The sequence below is a fragment of the Streptomyces sp. NPDC054961 genome, assembly GCF_053609145.1.
The window spans coordinates 66,755-85,464 of sequence record NZ_JBSGWY010000038.1; the positions used below are offsets into that span (position 1 = coordinate 66,755).

14 protein-coding genes and 1 pseudogene are annotated in these 18,710 nt (G+C 71.4%); 9 read left to right on the forward strand and 6 right to left on the reverse strand.

Annotated features, from left to right (window positions below; translation table 11 throughout):
* Positions 1 to 468: 468 nt before the first annotated feature.
* A complete protein-coding gene (locus ACWF9Z_RS28320; RefSeq protein WP_453606435.1) occupies positions 469 to 1,458 on the reverse strand; it encodes a LacI family DNA-binding transcriptional regulator in 990 nt (329 codons plus the stop codon).
* Between the two features lie 276 nt (positions 1,459 to 1,734).
* Here ACWF9Z_RS28320 and ACWF9Z_RS28325 point away from each other — a divergent pair, with 276 nt between their 5' ends.
* The 9 genes from ACWF9Z_RS28325 (at position 1,735) to ACWF9Z_RS28365 (ending at position 13,403) form a co-directional block, all read left to right on the forward strand.
* The gene (locus tag ACWF9Z_RS28325; RefSeq protein ID WP_453606414.1) at positions 1,735 to 3,042 is read left to right on the forward strand and encodes an ABC transporter substrate-binding protein; all 1,308 of its coding nucleotides are present in this window, start codon (positions 1,735 to 1,737) and stop codon (positions 3,040 to 3,042) included.
* Positions 3,043 to 3,200: 158 nt separating this feature from the next.
* Positions 3,201 to 4,148 (forward strand): carbohydrate ABC transporter permease, encoded by a 948-nt coding sequence (locus tag ACWF9Z_RS28330; RefSeq protein ID WP_453606437.1) that lies wholly within the window; start codon positions 3,201 to 3,203, stop codon positions 4,146 to 4,148.
* Complete coding sequence (locus ACWF9Z_RS28335; protein WP_453606415.1) at positions 4,145 to 5,050, forward strand: carbohydrate ABC transporter permease; 906 nt, start codon at positions 4,145 to 4,147, stop codon at positions 5,048 to 5,050. The genes ACWF9Z_RS28330 and ACWF9Z_RS28335 overlap by 4 nt, the downstream gene beginning before the upstream one ends.
* Before the next feature lie 83 nt (positions 5,051 to 5,133).
* Positions 5,134 to 6,915 carry a glycoside hydrolase family 35 protein gene (locus ACWF9Z_RS28340; RefSeq protein WP_453606439.1) on the forward strand — a complete coding sequence of 594 codons (1,782 nt, stop codon included), beginning with the start codon at positions 5,134 to 5,136 and terminating at the stop codon, positions 6,913 to 6,915.
* Positions 6,916 to 7,071: 156 nt separating this feature from the next.
* Positions 7,072 to 8,034, forward strand: a complete 963-nt coding sequence (locus ACWF9Z_RS28345) for an SIS domain-containing protein (RefSeq protein ID WP_453606417.1) — start codon at positions 7,072 to 7,074, stop codon at positions 8,032 to 8,034.
* Entirely contained in the window at positions 8,027 to 8,992 is a 966-nt protein-coding gene (locus tag ACWF9Z_RS28350; RefSeq protein WP_453606418.1) for an ROK family protein, read from the forward strand. Before ACWF9Z_RS28345 ends, ACWF9Z_RS28350 begins: the two co-directional genes overlap by 8 nt.
* Positions 8,989 to 9,927: a 1-phosphofructokinase family hexose kinase gene (locus ACWF9Z_RS28355; protein WP_453606419.1), complete on the forward strand. Its 939-nt coding sequence runs from the start codon at positions 8,989 to 8,991 to the stop codon at positions 9,925 to 9,927. The genes ACWF9Z_RS28350 and ACWF9Z_RS28355 overlap by 4 nt, the downstream gene beginning before the upstream one ends.
* Positions 9,908 to 10,744 (forward strand): class II fructose-bisphosphate aldolase, encoded by an 837-nt coding sequence (locus ACWF9Z_RS28360; protein ID WP_453606420.1) that lies wholly within the window; start codon positions 9,908 to 9,910, stop codon positions 10,742 to 10,744. Before ACWF9Z_RS28355 ends, ACWF9Z_RS28360 begins: the two co-directional genes overlap by 20 nt.
* A gap of 241 nt (positions 10,745 to 10,985) precedes the next feature.
* The gene (locus ACWF9Z_RS28365) at positions 10,986 to 13,403 is read left to right on the forward strand and encodes an RICIN domain-containing protein (RefSeq protein WP_453606441.1); all 2,418 of its coding nucleotides are present in this window, start codon (positions 10,986 to 10,988) and stop codon (positions 13,401 to 13,403) included.
* 507 nt (positions 13,404 to 13,910) lie between these two features.
* Here ACWF9Z_RS28365 and aroC read toward each other — a convergent pair.
* The 5 genes and pseudogenes from aroC to ACWF9Z_RS28390 all read right to left on the reverse strand — a co-directional run.
* Positions 13,911 to 15,095: a chorismate synthase gene (aroC, locus tag ACWF9Z_RS28370; protein ID WP_453606421.1), complete on the reverse strand. Its 1,185-nt coding sequence runs from the start codon at positions 15,093 to 15,095 to the stop codon at positions 13,911 to 13,913.
* A gap of 26 nt (positions 15,096 to 15,121) precedes the next feature.
* Positions 15,122 to 16,309 (reverse strand): annotated as a pseudogene (locus tag ACWF9Z_RS28375) (transketolase); the annotation flags it as partial.
* A 67-nt stretch (positions 16,310 to 16,376) separates the two neighbouring features.
* Entirely contained in the window at positions 16,377 to 17,279 is a 903-nt protein-coding gene (metF, locus tag ACWF9Z_RS28380; RefSeq protein ID WP_453606443.1) for a methylenetetrahydrofolate reductase [NAD(P)H], read from the reverse strand.
* 11 nt (positions 17,280 to 17,290) lie between these two features.
* Positions 17,291 to 18,376 (reverse strand): carbohydrate kinase family protein, encoded by a 1,086-nt coding sequence (locus ACWF9Z_RS28385; protein WP_453606423.1) that lies wholly within the window; start codon positions 18,374 to 18,376, stop codon positions 17,291 to 17,293.
* Between the two features lies 1 nt (position 18,377).
* Positions 18,378 to 18,710: methionine adenosyltransferase domain-containing protein (locus tag ACWF9Z_RS28390; protein ID WP_453606425.1), on the reverse strand; the 333-nt coding region annotated here is incomplete at its 5' end.

Here is an 18,710-nt window from a genome sequence, read left to right on the forward strand (position 1 = left end):
TCGGGGGCCCACCGGGTCATCAGACCGGGCCTGGCAGGAGCATGCAGCGCTCGCGGAGAAGGGCAAGCGGGGGCGCATGGTCGCAAGCTATGCGCTACGCGACATCGCACCCGGCAGGTGCAGTCGACCCAGTGGTTGCCCGCGTCGGTGGCCACCGACATGGGCAGACCGCACACGTGCCGCATCGACGGGTGGCGTGCCGAGAATGCAAACCGGCGGCCGGCCCATACTCCGCCGGGACCGCGATCCACCCCTGCAAGATGCACCGGGCAGGCCTGGTCTAGCCGGGACAGGACCTCCCGCGCCAACTGGCAGAGGCCGTGCGGGAGCAGTACCGCACCGCGATCCACACGCAATACGGGTGCCGTCTCAGGCAAGAAGCGCAACCGACTGCAGGCGGCGAGGCGGATCCCAGCCACCGTTGGCCGTCACCGGGAGTGCTGGGTGAAGCTCCGCCGGCGCCAGGGCTCAACGACCGGGTGCGGTCGTCGTGCTGGAACGTACGACGAGGCGTGGTTCGACCGAGCGAGGCTCGGGGACCGCGCCGGGCGCGTCGATCTGGCGGAGCAGATGGGTCACCGCGAGGGCGCCCATGTGCTGGAACGGCTGGGCGATGGTGGTGAGGGAGGGCGAGCAGTACTCGGCGAGCTCGATGTCGTCGAATCCGACGACCGAGATGTCGTCCGGTACGCGCCGCCCCACCTCGTGCAGGGCCCTGATCACCCCGAAGGCCATCTCGTCGCTCGCGACGAAAATGGCGGTGACGTCCGGGATCCGCGCGAGCACCAGGCCGTTGCGGTAGCCGGAGGCGGGTGACCAGTCCCCTTCCAGCGGTGGCGGGACGGCACGGCCCGCGCTTTCGAGGGCGGATCGCCAGCCGTCGCGGCGGTGGGCTGATTCCAGCCACTCCGCGGGGCCGGCGATGTGCCACACCGTCTCATGTCCGAGGTCCAGCAGGTGCTGGGTGGCGATGCGGGCGGCCTGGACCTGGTCGATGGCGAGGACCTCGGTCGCGTCGGTGCGCGAGCCGTCGATGGTGACGGTGGGCGTGGTGCGGGTGAGCTGCTCGATCCTGCTGCTCGTGTGGATGAGGGGCACCGAGAGGATGATCCCCTCGACGTCCTGGTCGGCGAGCCGGGAGAGTGCGTTCTCGATGGCGGAGGTGTCCAGCGAGGCGGTGGTGGCGGCGCTGACGGCGTAGCCGGCCTCATGGGCGGCCTTCTCGATGCCGGAGGTGACGGCGGCCCTGGAGTAGAAGCTCGTCTGGAGGGTCACGACGCCGATGGTCCGGCTCCGGCCCGACGAGAGCATCCGGGCGGCGTTGTTGCGGCGGTAGCCGAGCTGATCGACCGCGGCCAGGACCTTCGCACGCGTCTTCTCCTGCACGTTGGGGTGCCCGGCCAGCGCGCGGGAAACGGTCTGCGCGGACACGCCGGCAACCCGGGCGACGTCCAACATGCCCGGGGGGCGCGCTCCGTTGGTCGTGTCACCGCTCTTCGCCATGGGATCCCTTTCTCCTGTCCGACCCGGTCAATGATATCGCTCACACGGCCGTTCACGTGCAGTTTCACTGGCCAGGACGTCAATCGTTAACAGCTATTGGCATCGATAACATTCTCTGCCATAGTTTCGGCCATCAGCATGCCGGGCGGACGACACCGACGGCGTGCCCCGCCGGACATGCGGCCCCGTGCAGGACGTCTCCGTTGCCCGCCGCAGCACTCAGGAGGAGCTGTGAAGCGTAGTTTCATCCGCCTTGCGGGAGCAGTGGGTGCCCTCGGCCTCGCCCTCGCGGCCGCTGGCTGCTCGGGATCGGGCTCCGCATCGGGGTCCGACTCCGGCTCGGCCTCCGGAAAGGCATCGATAACATTCTGGGGATGGGCCCCGGGCTACGAGGACGCCGTCGCGGCCTTCAACGCAGCCCACCCCGACATCCAGGTCACCTACCAGACGGTGCAACCCGGTGCGAAGGGCGGCTACCAGAAGATGCTGAACGCCGTGAAGGCGGGCAACGCGCCCTGTCTGGCCCAGGTGGGGTACGAGACGATGCCCAGCTTCGCCGCCCAGGGCGCCCTCCAGGACGTGTCGAAGCACGCGAACTCCGCCAAGCAGGAGTACCAGAGCGCCGCCTGGAAGTCGGTGAGTCTCGGCAGCGCCGTCTACGGAGCTCCGGTGGACACCGGCCCCATGGCCCTCTTCTACAACAAGAAGCTGTTCGACTCCCTCGGTCTGAAGCCCCCGGCCACCTGGGCCGAGTACCGCGCCGCGGGGGAGAAGATCCACGCCTCCGACCCGAAGCGGTTCATCTCCTCGCCCTACCTGGACTACGACTACGCCGGGCTCGCCTGGCAGGCGGGGGCAGACTGGTTCGGCGTCGACAAGGACGCCTGGAAGGTCACCATGGCCTCCGCCGAGAACAGTCAGGTCGCGGACTACTGGCAGGGCCTCGCGAACGACGGCCTGATCAGCAGCGCCCCGATGTACGACCAGGCGTGGTACTCGGGGCTGGGCAGCGGTGACATCGCCACGGTCGTGGGTGCGGTGTGGCAGGCGGGAGTCATCAAGGGCGGCGCCAAGGACGGGTCCGGGCAATGGGCCGTCGCCCCCATGCCGCAGTGGCAGGAGGGCGACAAGAAGGCCGGCAACGCCGGCGGATCGGCCACGGCCGTGCTCAAGGGCTGCAAGAACACCGCGGCCGCGTGGGAGTTCGCCCACTGGCTGGGAACCGACAAGCAGGCGTTCGGAACGCTGGTCGAGAAAGCCTCGCTCTATCCCGCCGCGAACGATCTGCTCCACCTGCCGCAGCTGCAGGCCGACCCCTACTTCGGCGGGCAGCAGATCTACGAGGTCTTCGCCGCGGCCACGCCCGACGTCGACCCCGAGTGGACCTGGGGCCCGCTGATGACCTCCACGGTCGCGGACCTCAATGACGGTCTCGGCAAAGCGTGGACCGGAAAGGGCACCATCGCGGAGGCGCTGAGCCACGCCCAGGACTCCACCCAGACCGAGATGCGCAAGCAGGGCCTGGCGGTCGCCCCGTAGCAGTCGCCGGGGCGGGGGCGTGGCAGGAGTCCCTCCCGGCCGCGCCCCCGCCAGCGGCACGTACAAGCAGTCGCCCCGCCGTTCACTCGCCGTCGACTCGCCGGCCGGCGGGGCGAACCACAGTGAGGACCCCGTTCGTGACCCAAACCTCCCCCTCGGTGCGCGCAACCGGACGGCGCCCGGCGGCCGCCGCTCCGTCCCGGCCCGCACGCGGGGCCCTCTCCGGGCGCCCGCGACGTCTGGGCCCATGGCTCTTCTGCGCCCCGTTCGTCGTCCTGTTCATGGCCATGTACATCGCACCGATCCTCTACGCGGCCTACAACAGTCTCTTCACCGTCCGCCGGTCGGGCCTGGGCCTGACCGCGCCGACGGAGGTCTTCGCCCCTCTGGACAACTACGCGCGCGCCGTGCACGACGGCTCGTTCACGACCTCGCTCGGCCGCGTGGCCCTGTTCGGCGTGGTGCAAGTGCCCCTCATGCTGGCCGTGGCACTGGCGCTGGCCCTGCTCATCGACTCCAAGTCGGCGCGGGGCAAGGGTTTCTTCCGCCTGACGAGCTTCGTCCCCTATGCGATTCCCGGCGTCAGTGCCGCGCTCGTGTGGTCGTTCATGTACTCCTCGACGTCCAGCCCGCTCAACCGGCTGCTCGAACCGCTCTCCGTCACCATTCCGTTCTTCGACGGCGACATCGTGCTGTGGTCGGTGGCCAACATCGTCACCTGGAGCTGGGCCGGCTACAACATGATCATCATCTACGCGGCCCTGCAGTCCATCCCCGCTGAGGTCCTCGAAGCCGCCCGCATGGACGGAGCCTCCGCCCTGCGGATCGCCTGGAGCATCAAGATCCCATCGGTACGGGGCGCGCTGGTGCTCACCACGGTGTTCTCGATCATCGGATCGGCACAGCTGTTCAACGAGCCGACCGTCCTGCAGCCGATCTCCGGCGGTTCGATCTCCTCCGCCTTCACGCCTCTGATGTCAGCACAGAGCGCGGTCGCGGCAGGCAACTACCCCTACGCGGCTGCCCAGTCGGTCCTGCTCGCGGTCGCCGTGGGCATGGTGTCGCTCATGTTCTTCAAGCTGACCCGCCGAGGAGACCAGGCATGACCACGGTGATCCCCACCCCCGTTCCTGCCCCCGCGCCGGCCCCTGCCCCCGCCCGGATCGGACCCCGCCGCGAGACGCGCCCGGCCGGCCGCGTCACCGTACTCGCTCTGCTGGGCCTGTCCGCGCTCTACTTCCTCCTCCCGCTGTGGTGGCTGCTGGTGTCGGCGACCAAACCCTTCGGGGAGCAGTTCAGCGGCGGCGGCCTGTGGTTCGACGGCTTCGGCCTGTTCGACAACGTCGCCCGGCTCAGCAGCCAGGACGACGGCATCTTCTGGCGCTGGATGCTCAACAGCGTTCTGTACTGCGGTGTCGGCGCGTTCGTCGGCACCGTCCTCTCCGCCCTGACCGGCTACGCCCTGGCCAAGTACGACTTCCCCGGCCGCGGGATGCTGTTCTCCCTGGTCCTGGCGGCCGTCCTCGTGCCCAAGGTGCTGTTCACGCTGCCGCTGTACCTGATGTTTTCGGGCGTCCACCTGATCGACAATCCTCTGGCGGTCCTGCTGCCGAGCGTCGTCAGCCCCTTCGGTGTCTACCTCGCGCGCGTCTTCGCCGAGCAGAGCGTGCCCGACGAGGTCCTCGAAGCCGGCCGCCTCGACGGCGCGGGTGAGTTCCGCATCTTCCGCACCATCGCGGCACGGATGATGCTCCCCGCCCTCGTCACGATCTTCCTGTTCCAGTTCGTCGAGATCTGGAACAACTACTTGCTGCCCGCCATGGTCCTGGGAGACGACCGGCTGCAGCCGGTCACGGTCGGCCTCGTCGCCTGGAACGCCAGCCACGTCGCCGTGCCCCCGCCCCTCGTCGTCATCGGATCCCTGGTCTCCATCGCCCCGCTTCTGATCGCCTTCCTCGCGCTCCAGCGCTTCTGGCGCGCGGGCATGACCGCCGGAGCCGTCAAGTGACCCCTCCCGCCCTCACCACCGATTCCGCCGGCACCGCCCGCCCGGCCCTTGTCGCCGACGCCCCGGTCGCCCCCGCTCTGGTCGTGCAGCCCGTGCTGAGCTGGGCTGACGGCACCTTCCTGCGCCACGGTCAGCCCCACCGGGTCCTGTCCGGCTCCCTGCACTACTTCCGCGTCCACCCGGAGCAGTGGGCCGACCGCCTCCAGCGCGTCGCCGCACTCGGCCTGAACACCGTGGACACCTACGTGCCGTGGAACTTCCACGAGCGCAGACGCGGTGACATCCGCTTCGACGGCTGGCGTGACCTGCCGCGGTTCCTCCGGCTCGCCGAGGAAACCGGCCTGGACGTCATCGTCCGCCCCGGCCCGTACATCTGCGCCGAATGGGACAACGGCGGCCTGCCCGCCTGGCTGACCGGACGGCCCGGCATGCGGCCCAGGAGCAGTCACCCCGATTTCCTCGACGCGGTCGGACGCTGGTTCGACGTGCTGATCCCGCTCGTCGCCGCCCACCAGGCGGCAGACGACGGCCCGGTCGTGGCCGTGCAGATCGAGAACGAGTACGGCAGCTACGGCGACGACCACACCTACATGCGCTGGCTGCGCGAAGCCCTGGTGTCACGCGGCGTCCGCGAGCTGCTGTTCACCGCGGACGGGCCCACACCGCTGATGCTCGACGGCGGCACCCTTCCCGGTGAACTGGCGGCCGCCACATTCGGCTCACGCCCCGACCAGGCCGCCGGGCTGCTGCGCTCACGCCGCGCCGGCGAGCCCTTCCTCTGCGCCGAGTTCTGGAACGGCTGGTTCGACCACTGGGGCGAGACGCACCACGTCCGGTCCCCTTCGAGCGCCGCCGACGACGTCGACGGCATCCTGGCCCAAGGCGGGTCGCTGAGCCTGTACATGGCACACGGCGGCACCAACTTCGGGCTGTGGGCCGGCGCCAACCACGACGGCACGGCCCTCCAGCCGACCGTCACCAGCTACGACTCCGACGCCCCCGTCGCCGAACACGGCGCGCTCACCCCCAAGTTCCATGCGCTGCGCGACAAGCTCGCCCCGCACAGCACACGGCCCGTCCCCGATCCGCCGGACGACCCGCCCCTGCTGGAGCCCACCACCCTCTCCGTACACCGCGGATCCGCGCTGCCGGCTGCGCTGAGGTCGGTGTCTACGCCCGTGCACGCCGCCAACCCGCTGAGTTTCGAGGAGCTCGGACAAGCCTCCGGCCTCGTGCTCTACACCGCGTACCCGGTCGTACCGCCCGGCACTCACGAGGTGACGGTCACCGACCTCCACGACCGCGCGCAGGTTTTCGTCGACGGCACCCTCGTCACCGTCCTGGACCGGCCGACGGCATCCTTCGGCGTCACCGGCACGGGCGCGGCGATCCAGCTCGACCTGCTGGTGGAGAACCAGGGGCGCATCAACTACGGCCCGCTGCTCGGACAGGGCAAGGGCATCCTGGGCGGGGTCCGCGTGGAGCGGCGGCTCGTCCACGGATGGACCATGTACCCCCTGCCGCTGGACGAATGGACCGCCGGGGACCTCGCGCGCGCCGGGGCGGCCGCCGAGTCCGCCGACAGCCGCGGCATCGCCACCGCACGTCTGCACGTCGAGGAGCCCGCCGACACCTTCCTGAGCCTGCCCGGCTTCGGCAAGGGCTTCGTCTGGGTCAACGACACCCTGCTCGGCCGCTATTGGGACGTGGGCCCGCAGACGACCCTGTACGTGCCCCGTCCGCTGCTGCACACGGGGGACAACGTCCTGACGATCCTCGAACTCGACCGCTTCGGCGACCACGTCGAACTCGTGGACGCGCCCGTCCTCGGGCCCTGCGAGGAGTACGTCGAGACGTTCGACTGACCTGCCGGCGCTCCGGTGCAAGCCGGCCGCCGGCGCCCGACACCGCGCCGGCCAGAAGCGTCACCAGCCGTCCCTCCCCCTGAGGCCCCTCCCCCCTGCACCACCTCACGTGGCCGATCCAGCGACCGCAGAACACCTCGAAGGAATCCAGCACCGATGTCCACTCCCCCGGGCTCCGCATCCACCTCCCACACCTCACGCGAGATCGCCTCCCAGCCGGACTGCTGGCGCAGGGCGGCCGCCTCGGCCACCGACCACCGGGGCGTCCTGCCCCAGCCCGGCGAGCGCGTGGCCGTCGTCGGCTGCGGAACGTCCTGGTTCATGGCCCTGGCCTACGCCGAACTGCGCGAGCAAAGCGGTCACGGCGAGACGGACGCCTTCGCCGCCTCCCAGTTCCCCGTGGGCCGCCGCTACGGCCGCATCCTGGCGCTGACGCGCTCGGGCACCACCACCGAGGTCCTGGACCTCCTGGCCCGGCTGCGCGGGGAGGTGGCGGTCACCGCCGTCACCGCCGACGCGAGCACCCCGGTGGCCGACGTCGCCCACGGCGTCATCGAACTCGCCTACGCCGACGAGGAGTCGGTCGTGCAGACCAGGTTCGCCACGACGACACTCGCCCTTCTGCGGGCCCACCTGGAGAGCCAGGGCCCGCTGCCCCAGGGAGTGCGTACGATCGCCCAGGCCGCCTCGGACGCCGAGCGGGCCGTGGCCGAACCGCTGCCCGAGGAGATGTGCGCGGCAGAGCAGATCACCTTCCTGGGCGACGGCTGGGCCTACGGCCTCGCGCTGGAGGCGGGGCTGAAGATGCGGGAGGCGGCCGGCGCCTGGACGGAGGCTTATCCGGCGATGGAGTACCGCCACGGCCCCATCAGCATCGCCGGCCCCGGCCGTGGCACCTGGGTCTTCGGCCCCGCACCGCACGGCCTCGCCGACGACGTCGCCCGTACCGGCGTCGCCTACCTCGCCGGATCCGGCGGCGCGGTGGGCGACCTGGACCCGCTGGCCGACCTCGTACGGGCCCAGCGCCTGGCCGTCCACCTGGCCGGTGCGCGGGGGCTCGACCCCGACAGGCCCCGAGCCCTGAGCCGCTCCGTGGTGCTGGCCGGCGAGCATGGCTGAGCTTGCCGGCACCCACGCATGTGTGATCGCTCTGGACGTCGGCGGCACGTCGATGAAGGGTGCGCTCATCGACCGCACCATGCGGCCGCTGACGACCCTGCGCGGTGCGACCCCGCGGCACCAGGGACCCGAAGTCACGGTGGACGCGATCACCCGGCTGCTGCACGACCTGGCGTCCGAGGCGGTCGGCATCGGCGCTGAACCGGTCGCCGCCGGCGTCGTGGTACCGGGCATCGTCGACGAGCCCGGGCAGCGCGCGGTGCATTCGGTCAACCTCGGCTGGCGCGACCTGCCGCTGGCCGCGGTGCTCACGGACGTGACGGGACTCCCGGTCCGGATCGGCCACGACGTCCGCGCGGGCGGCATGGCGGAGAGCAGGCTCGGCGCGGCGCGCGGCATCGACGACGCCCTGTTCGTGGCCATCGGCACGGGCATCTCCGCTGCCCTCCTGATCGGGGGCCGTCCGATGCGTGCCGGCGGGTACGCCGGAGAACTCGGGCACCTGACCGTCGCCCCTGGGGCCGAGCAGTGCGCGTGCGGCAGGAGGGGCTGCCTGGAGGCCGTGGCCTCGGCCCGTGCCATCGCCGCCGCCTACACCGCCCGGTCGGGGCGTCAGGTGGAGGGGGCAGAGGAGGTCTCGGCACTCGTGGCCCGTTCCGATCCGGACGCGCGGCGCGTGTGGGAGCGCGCGGTCGAAGCGCTGGCGGAGGCGTTCGCCGCGTGTGCCGCGGTCCTCGCTCCGGAAGTGATCGTGGTCGGCGGGGGCCTCTCCCGTGCCGGCGGGCTCCTGCTCGACCCGCTACGGGTCGCACTCGACCGCCGTCTGAGCTGTCAACGGCGGCCGAAGCTGGTGCGGGCGGCTCTCGGGGCGCAGTCCGGCTGCCTCGGAGCCGGACTGCTCGGCTGGGAAGCCGCCGACGCCGGCCGATCGGCCGACCGGGTGGGAGGAGCTCTGTGATCCTCACCGTCACCTTGAACGCCGCCCTGGACGTCACCTACTTCGTCGAGGAAGTGACCCCTCATACCTCCCACCGCGTCGGGCTGACCGTCGAGCGGGCCGGCGGCAAGGGCATCAACGTGGCTCGGGTCCTGGCAGCACTGGGTCACTCGGTGCTCACCACGGGGCTGGTGGGAGGAACGACTGGCCGGATCCTCCGCGAGGACCTGCGCACGTCCGGCCTGAAGGACGCGCTGGTGCCCGTACAGGGTGAGTCCCGCAGGACCGTCACGGTCGTCTCCGAGCGCAGCGGGGACGCCACCGTGTTCAACCCGCCCGGGCCGCCCGTCGACCCGGGGTCGTGGCGGGCCTTCACCCGGCGGTTCGCCGGACTCGCCGCCCGGGCCGACGTCGTCGTTCTCGCCGGCAGCCTCCCGCCGGGTCTGCCGTGCGACAGCTACGCGGGACTGGTGGCGACGGCCCGTGCCGCCGGCGCCGTGACCGTCCTCGACACCGGCGGCGCCGCGCTGCTCTCCGCGCTGGACGCCGGCCCGGACGTGATCAAACCGAACGCGGCGGAGATCCTCGAAGTCACGGGACGGGCCGATGTCGCCGACGCGGCCGTGGAACTCCAGGCGCGCGGCGCGCGGGCGGTCGTCGCCTCCGACGGCCCCCGGGGCCTGTACGGCGTCACCCGCGAAGGGCGCTACCGAGCCCTGCCGCCCGCCCGGCTGCGCGGCAACCCGACCGGCGCGGGTGACGCCTGCGTAGCCGCGCTCGCAGCCGGTCTCGCGACCGGCCTGACCTGGCCGGACCTCCTGCGGGACGCCGTCGCGCTGTCCGCCGCCGCCGTCGCGGCACCCCTCGCGGGCGATTTCCGCCGCGACCTCTACGACCAGTTCCGTACGACCACGACCGTGAGTGTGGAGACACCCCATGCCTCTGACAGCCACTGACGACATCATCGGCCCCGCGTACGCCCGGAACCGGGGGGTCGGAGCGTTCAACGTCGTCCAGCTCGAGCACGCCGAAGCCATCGTGGAAGGAGCACACCGGGCGAACCTGCCCGTGATACTCCAGATCAGCGAGAACACCGTCCGCTACCACGGATCCCTCGCACCGATAGGCCGCGCCGCACTCGCCCTGGCCGAGCAGGCGACGGTGCCCGTGGCCGTCCATCTGGACCACGCCGAGGCCGAGGACCTGGTGCACGAAGCCGTTCGGCTCGGTTTCACCTCCGTGATGTTCGACGCCTCCAAGCTGCCGTACGGGCAGAACGTCGCGGCCACCCGGGCGATCACCGAGTACGGGCACCGGGCCGACGTACTCGTCGAGGCGGAGCTGGGCGAGGTGGGCGGCAAGGAGGGCGCCCACGCGCCTGGTGTCCGTACCGACCCGGAGGAGGCCCGGGAGTTCGCCGGGGCGACCGCGGTGGACTGCCTGGCGGTGGCGGTCGGCAGCTCCCACGCGATGGCCACCCGCGACGCCGTGCTGGACTTCGATCTGATCGCGCGTCTTCGCAGCGCCACCCGCGTGCCGCTGGTCCTCCACGGTTCATCGGGCGTCTCGGACGCGGACCTCGCCAAGGCCGTGGCGGCGGGGATGACGAAGGTCAACATCTCCACCCACCTCAACGGCATCTTCTCCGCGGCCGTCCGGCGGGAACTCCACCGTCAGCCCGCCGTCAGCGACTCCCGCAAGTACCTCGGCCCGGCCCGTGAGGAGGTCGCGGCGGAAGTCGCGCGCCTCCTGAGCGTCCTTGCGGGCGTCTGAGGGCCGGGCCCCCACACTGCTCCCGCGCAGCGGGCGTCCTGCCCGGCGAGGGAGCGCCGGACTCGGGCCGTGTCACAGCGGTCCCGAGCACAACCGCCGTCCCCAAGGACGACGGACCGTCAAAGGAGCCGCCCCCTATGGCTCCTCCGATCAGGGAGTACCCGTGATCGCTCCTCGAAACAGACTGGTCGGCGCACTCGCGGCCGCCGCGCTGGTCATTTCCGGCGGCAGCACGCTGCTGATGCCCACGGCATCCGCGGCGTCGACCGCCCCTGCCCCCGCCCCCGCCTACACCGTCACCGTCGGCGCCAAGGGCTCCTGGACGCAGCCTGACGACACTCCCGCCGGCACCTACGTCGACAAGGACGGCACGTTCTACTTCCAGCAGGCCCACGCGCTCTACGGCGCCAACGACCCCCGCAAGTGGACGTTCTTCACCGGGACCAACCTCGACACCGCCACCCGGTCCGATGCCATCAGCGACGCGGTCAACCCGGCCAACTCCAACGACCGCAACAACGACACCACTTGGCGCTGCAACAACAGCCCGACCGGGCTCGAATCGACATCCGCCCCGGCGGGGTCGGGCTACGCACACCGGAACTACTGTGACCTGGCCGGCGTCTGGGTCGACCCGGACACCGGCGACTGGTACGGACTCGTGCACAACGAGTTCACCCCGCAGCCGTTCGCCGACGGCTTGCACTACGACGGCATCGACTACGCCGTCTCCAAGGACCAGGGCCGCACGTGGACCATCAAGGACCACGTCATCACCTCGCGCTACAGCACGAAGCGCGGCGACAACTCCGCCTTCCCACAGCAGACCTTCGACTACGGCACCGGTGACCAGCGGCTGTTCGTGGACACCGCATCCGGATATTTCTACGCCTTCTACGGCTCCCGGATCGTGGACAAGGGCGGCAGCTGGGCCGCGTTCTACGGGCACGTCGCCCGCGCTCCGATCTCGGCGAAGCTGGCGCCCGGCTCCTGGCAGAAGTGGTACGACGGCGCCTGGTCCGAGCCCGGCCTCGGCGGCCGCGAGAGCAATATGGTCCCCGTCGGCTCCGGCAGCACGACCGGGTACACCCCGGCGTCGAAGGAGTACAACCCGGCCAACAGCGGCTCCGTGAGCCAGCAGGTAGCCGGGGGCCTGATGCCCCCGACGTCCCCCCTGTTCGTCATGGACATCACCTACAACACCCACCTCGGCCTGTACATCGGCCAGCCCCAGGCGGTCGACCAGAGCGGCAACGCCTCCCAGGAGATCTACGCCACCGCCGACCTGACCACCCAGAAGTGGTTCCGTCTCGGCGACACGGGCAGCTACAAGAACGCCTCCTGGTACCGCTGGTTCCTCGACAGCACCAACAAGACCAGCTCCACGATCGTCGGCAAGAACTTCCGCTCGTACTGCTCCTTCGGCTGCTCCAACGGAGCAAGCAGCGAGTACGTCAACCTCGCGATCGACACGACCGAGCCCGCCACGCCGGTCGACACCTCCAAGGCCTACCGCATCAGCAGCGCCGGCGGCCGGGTCCTGGCCCAGGTCTCCGGCAGCTCGGCCACCACCTCGAACGCCGCCGCCACCGGCTCCGGCCTGGAGTCGTGGACCTTCGCCTCGAACGGCGACGGCTCCTACCGCATCACCAACTCCGGCACCGGTCAGCTCCTCGGAGTGGGCGCCACCTCCACGGCAACCCGCGCCTGGGGCACCAAGCCCACCGTCACCGCGGCCGGAACCGGCGGGCCCACCGTCGGCCAGCAGTGGTTCGTCATCCGCGGCACCTCGCCCGCCGACGGCACCGCCACCGGGACGTACAAGATCGTCAATCGGTACAGCGGCCTCGTCATCGGGCTCTCCGCGGACTCCACCCGCCTCGCCGAGACCACGCCCACCCGCAGCTGGACCAACGCCACCGGCAACACGGTCGGAGGCACCCGCACGGCCGCCGAGCAGGCCCTGACCCTGACCCCGATCGCCCAAGCACCCGAAACGGTGGCGGTCACCAACCCGGGCAACCAGACCGGCTCCCCGAACAAGGCCGTCTCCCTCCAGCTCGAGGCAACCGACTCCCTCGGCAAGTCCGTGACCTTCACGGCGACCGGACTGCCCGCCGGATTGAGCATCAGCTCCCGTGGCCTGATCACCGGCGCCCCCACCGCCGTCGGCGCCTCGACCGTGACGGTCACGGCGTCTTCCGGCACCGCCAACGGCACGGCCACGTTCACCTGGGCGGTCACCGCCTCCCTCAACGGAGTCCACACTCTCACCGCCGGGGGCAAGGCACTCGACAACCCCGGACACAGCACCACCCCCGGCACCCAGCTCATCACCTGGACACCCAACGGCGGGGCCAACCAGAGCTGGGCCTTCACTCAGCAGGCCGACGGCACGTACCAGCTGAAGAACAGCGAGTCCGGCCTGTGCGCCGACGTCGAAGGAGGTTCCACGAGCGCCGGCGCGAAGATCATCCAGTGGACCTGCGGCAACGGCGCCAACCAGCGCTGGAACATCACGCAACAAGCCAACGGCACCCACACCCTCGCCTCCTCGGCGAGCGGACTGCTCTTGACCACCGCATCCTCCGCCGCCGGCGCACGCGTCACCCAGCAGCCCGACACCGGCACCGCACTCCAGCGGTGGACCATCAACTGAGTCCACGGCGGCCGTGACCGACCTGCCGGGGTCCCGGGCACTACCCGGGACCCCGGCAGGTCCCCCAGTCACGGTGGTACGAGCGCACCTTCGGGCCGTGTGCCGGCCTCCGAAACCGCGCCCCTGCGGGGGGCGTGATGATCAATGCAGGCCCATGGTCGTCCGGCGGACGGGTTCCGGCGATCACCCGGAGCGGGTGGTCCGCCTTTCGCCCTCGGCTCGGACAAGGCGCGAATCGGCGCGGGCAGAGCAGCCCGGGGTGCGCGGCCCGCCGCGGTGCGTATCCACTCGGCGGTGCTCATCACCCTGACCTGCCGGTTGGTGCCGCTGTTGCTCGTGAGGAGCCCGTACAGGTGGGCCTCGCCGAGCTCGCGACGCTGACCGGGGCCTATGCGCCCGGATCCGTGTCGATCGTGACGGTGGACGGTTGTGGACCAGCCCGCCTCCGCGGCCCGACCGGAACGGTTTCCGGGCTGTTCCGGCCTGGCCGCTCAGGAGGTCGGGAGGTCAGGAGATCGTGAGATTCCCGAGGTACGACCGCACGTTGCGGCGTGTCTCGGCCACGCTGTCCCCGCCGAACTTTTCGGACACCGCGTCCGCCAGCACCAGCGCCACCATGGCCTCCGCCACGATGCCCGCGGCCGGTACGGCGCAGACGTCGGACCGTTGGTGGTGCGCGGGGGCCGCCTCGCCCGTCGAGACGTCGATCGTCGCCAGCGCGCGCGGAACCGTTGCGATCGGCTTCATCGCCGCCCGCACCCGCAGCAGTTCGCCCGTGGACATGCCGCCTTCGGTGCCGCCCGCGCGGCCGGTCGTACGCCGCACGCCGTCGGGGGTCCACACGATCTCGTCGTGCGCCTTCGACCCCGGTACCCGTGCCAGATCGAAACCGTCGCCGATCTCGACGCCCTTGATCGCCTGAATGCCCATCAACGCAGCCGCGAGCCGCGAGTCCAGCCGCCGGTCCCAGTGCGTGAACGAGCCGAGGCCCACCGGTACGTCGTACGCCAGCACCTCGACCACACCGCCGAGGGTGTCGCCGTCCCGGTGGGCCCGGTCGATCTCCGCGACCATCGCCTTCGACGTCTCCGCGTCCAGGCAGCGCACCGGATCGTGGTCCAGGCTGGCCTGGTCGGAAGGCTTGGGCAGCACACCGTACGGGGCTCTGGCCCCGGCCAGCTCCACCACGTGCGAGACGATTTCGATGCCGGTCGTCTGCCGCAGGTACGACCTGGCCACCGTGCCCAGCGCGACCCGCGCCGCGGTCTCCCGTGCGCTGGCCCGCTCGAGGACCGGACGGGCCTCGTCCAGGGCGTACTTCTGCATACCGGCGAGATCCGCGTGACCGGGGCGGGGACGGGTCAGCGGCGCGTTGCGCGCCAGCTGGGCCAGCTCCTGCGGGTCCACCGGATCGGCCGCCATCACCTTTTCCCACTTGGGCCATTCGGTGTTGCCCACCATGATCGCGACGGGGCCGCCCATGGTGAGGCCGTGGCGCACACCGCCGAGGAAGGTGACCTCGTCCTCCTCGAACTTCATCCGGGCGCCGCGCCCGTGACCGAGCCGGCGTCTGGCCAGGTCGGCCGCCACGCTCTCCGTGGTGATCGGCACTCCGGAGGGAAGTCCCTCGAGCGTCGCGACGAGCGCGCGCCCGTGTGATTCCCCCGCCGTCAGCCAGCGCAGCCTGCTCACGGGGTCTCCTTCGTCAGGGCACGCGCGCCGTACGGAGGGGTGTGAGCGGCCTCCGGCAGCGGGTTGCCCGCCGGTGGGGGCGAGGAGTTCTCGTCGAAGGGGGTGTGGGCGGAGGCGGCGCGGGTGGACACCCCCGTGTCCGTCCCGGACGCCGGGGTCTTCTCCTTCCGGCTGGCCGGCCGTGTGCCCAGGCGGATGCGGTCGAACTCGGCGGCACGGTCGGGGTTGGCGGCGCGCCACGCGGCGAAGGACCTGTCCCACGTGGTCCTGGCCCAGGCGCCGCGGTCGAGAGCCCGGTCGAGGGCCCGGTCGAGGGCCCCACGGGGCAGGACGGCGACCTCGTCGCCCCGCGCGTTCGGCCGCGGCCGGGCGAGGGTCGAGCGCATCGCGATGAACGACGGGCGCTCGGTCTCGGCCTTGGCGGCCTCGATCGCCGCGTACAGGGCGACCGCGTCGATGTCACCGTCCTTTCTGGGCCGCACGCGCTGGACGTGCCAGCCGTACGCCTCGTAGCGCTCGAGGACGGACTCGGAGACCGGCGTCTCGGAGTCACTCCCGTTCGAGGTGTGGTGGTCGTCCCACAACAGGATCAGGTTGCCGAGCTGCTGGTGCCCGGCCGTCGACGACGCCTCGACGCAGATGCCCTCCTCGAGGCAGCCGTCACCGGCGATGGCGTAGACGTAGTGGTCGAACGGCGAGGTCCCCGGGGCGGCCTCGGGGTCGAACATGCCGCGCTCGTAGCGGGCGGCCAGGGCCATGCCCACGGCATGCGCCACACCCCGGCCCAGCGGGAGGCCCGGGGTGGTCTCGCTGCCGGTCGCGTGCCCGCGCCCGCGCCCGCGCACGTCCCCGTGGTCGCGGTCCCCGTCGCCGTCGCCGTCGAAGTCGCGGTCGCGGGGGTGGAAAGCCTTCGGGTGGTCCGGCTTCAGGCCGAAAGCGGCCGGGTACAGCTGCATGCAGAGGGTCAGGGACGCGTGGCCCGCGGACAGGACGAGCCGGTCGCGCCCCGTCCAGCCGGGGTCCGCCGGGTCGTGGCGCATCACCTTGTGGAAGAGGGTGTACGCGGCCGGAGCGAGGCGCATCGCCGTACCGGTACCGGGCTTCCGTACGGTGCCGGCGGCCAGTCGGCGCACGGTGTCGACGGCCCGCTGGTCCTCTTCGGTCCACACGAACCGGGCGGGGACGGAAGTGAGCACGGGGCCCGTGCAGGTCATGTACGGGGCTGTGCGGGTCATGGGCAAAACGTCTCCCTAGCTCAGGATCGCGGACTCGGATCGCGCCCTACTGGTCCGCGGGGCGGGTGGGCAGACTCAGCCGACGGTGGATGTCGAGTGCGGCGGTGGACCGGTTGAGGGTGATGTAGTGCAGCCCCGGTGCGCCCTGGTCCAGGAGGTGTTGGGCCAGTGCGGTGGCGTGCTCGACGCCGACGCGGTGGGCCTCGTCGGGGTCGTGCCGGGCGGCGTGCAGACGGCGGGCCAGGTCCGGCGGGAACGTGGCGTCGCTCAGTTCGGCGAAGCGGCGGATCTGGTCGTACCGGGTGGCGGGCATGATCTCCGGGATGACCGGGGTGTCGCATCCGGCGGCATCCAGCCGGTCGCGCAGCCGGAAGTAGTCCTCCGCGCGGAAGAACATCTGGGTGATGGCGTAGTCGGCGCCCGCCCGGCATTTGGCGACGAAGTGCCGGATGTCGCTGTCCCAGTCGGGTGAGCGGGGATGGCGTTCGGGGAAGGCGGCGACCGCGATGCTGAAGTCGCCCAGCTCCCGTACCAGCCGGACCAGGTCCACCGCGTGGTCGAGACCGTCCGGGTGACGGGTCCACGGCCCCCGCGGGTCACCGGGCGGATCCCCTCGCAGGACGAGGACGTCGCGTACGCCCGCGTCGGCGTAGCGCCCGATGATCCGGCGGAGTTCGGCGACCGAGTGGCCGACCGAGGTGAGGTGGGCGACGGGGCGCAGGGTGGTGTGCTCCGCGATGCGCTGGGTGAGGTCGGTGGTCCGCTCGCGTGAGGACCCGCCCGCCCCGTACGTCACGGAGACGAAGGACGGGTCGACGGCCTCGACCCGGCGCAGGGCCTGCCACAGGACGCGTTCGCCCTGGTCCGTCTTGGGCGGGAAGAACTCGAAGGAGTACGAACGGTGGCCGGCCGCGATGAGAGCGGCCGGGCCCGGGCTCGTGCGGGGCAGCGTGAGGGTGCTCACCGGTGTGCCTCGCCGTCTGCGGAACCCGCGAACCGCACGGCCGTCGCGGCTGACCCCACCGGTTCCACGGACGCGGATGCGGACGCCACCGCGGTGGGGGTGCTGTCCTGCGTGTCCGGCACGCCCGGCACGCCCGGCACGTACGTCCCGTAGGTGGTGCGGAGCAGTCCCTCCACCGCCTCCGGCGTGGTGTCGTACGTCTGCGTGCCCACGGCCGACAGGGCGAGCGAGGCCATCACCGAACCCGTCTGCGCACAGCGCACGGGGGTGTCTCCCGCGGCGAGGGCGGCCAGGTAGCCGGCCCGGAAGGCGTCGCCGACGCCGGTCGGGTCGACGACGGAGTCCGTGGGGACGGCGGAGACGTCCAGCGCCGGGCTGCCCGCCTGTTCGATGCGGCTGCCCTTCTCGCCGAGCGTGGTGATCCACGTGCCGACCCGCCGCAGCACCTCGGTATGGGTCCAGCCGGTCTTGCGCAGGAGCAGTTCGTGCTCGTACTCGTTGGTGAACAACAGCCGCGCCCCGTCCGCGAGTTCCCGGATCTCCGGGCCTTCGAGACGGGCCAGTTGCTGGGCCGGGTCGGCCGCGTAGGGGATCTTGAGGGCACGGCAGGCACGGGTGTGGCGGAGCATCGCCGCCGGGGCGTCGGCCCCGATCAGGACCAGGTCCGCTCTGCCGCACCGGTCCATCACGTCGACGAGGTCGATGTCGGCCGCCTCCGCCATCGCGCCCGCGTAGAAGGAGGCGAGCTGGTTGCCGTCCGGGTCGGTGGTGCACAGGAAACGGGCCGTGTGCCGGGTGGCGGAGGCGTGCACCGCCGAGATGCGCACGCCCAGTTCGGCGAGCCGTCGGCCGTAGTCCTGGAAGTCCTGGCCGACGGCCGCTACGAGCAGCGGACGGTGGCCGAGCCGGGCCAGGCCGTAGGCGATGTTGGCGGCGACGCCGCCGTCCCGGATCTCCAGGGTGTCGACGAGGAAGGACAGAGAGATCCGGTCGAGCTTGTCGGCCAGGAGTTGGTCGCTGATGCGTCCGGGAAAGGTCATGAGGTGGTCGGTGGCGACCGATCCGGTGACGGCGATGCGCACGTCAGACCCCCGCTATGGCGCGCAGGGCGTCGACGCGGTCGGTGCGTTCCCAGGTGAAGTCGGGGAGTTCGCGGCCGAAGTGGCCGTAGGCGGCGGTCTGGGCGTAGATGGGGCGCAGGAGGTCGAGGTCGCGGATGATCGCGGCCGGGCGGAGGTCGAAGACCTGGCCGATGGCGTGTTCGATGGCGCTGACGTCGACTTTGTGGGTGCCGAAGGTTTCGACGAAGAGGCCTACGGGTTCGGCTTTGCCGATGGCGTAGGCGACCTGGACCTCGCAGCGTGAGGCGAGGCCGGCGGCGACGACGTTCTTGGCGACCCAGCGCATGGCGTAGGC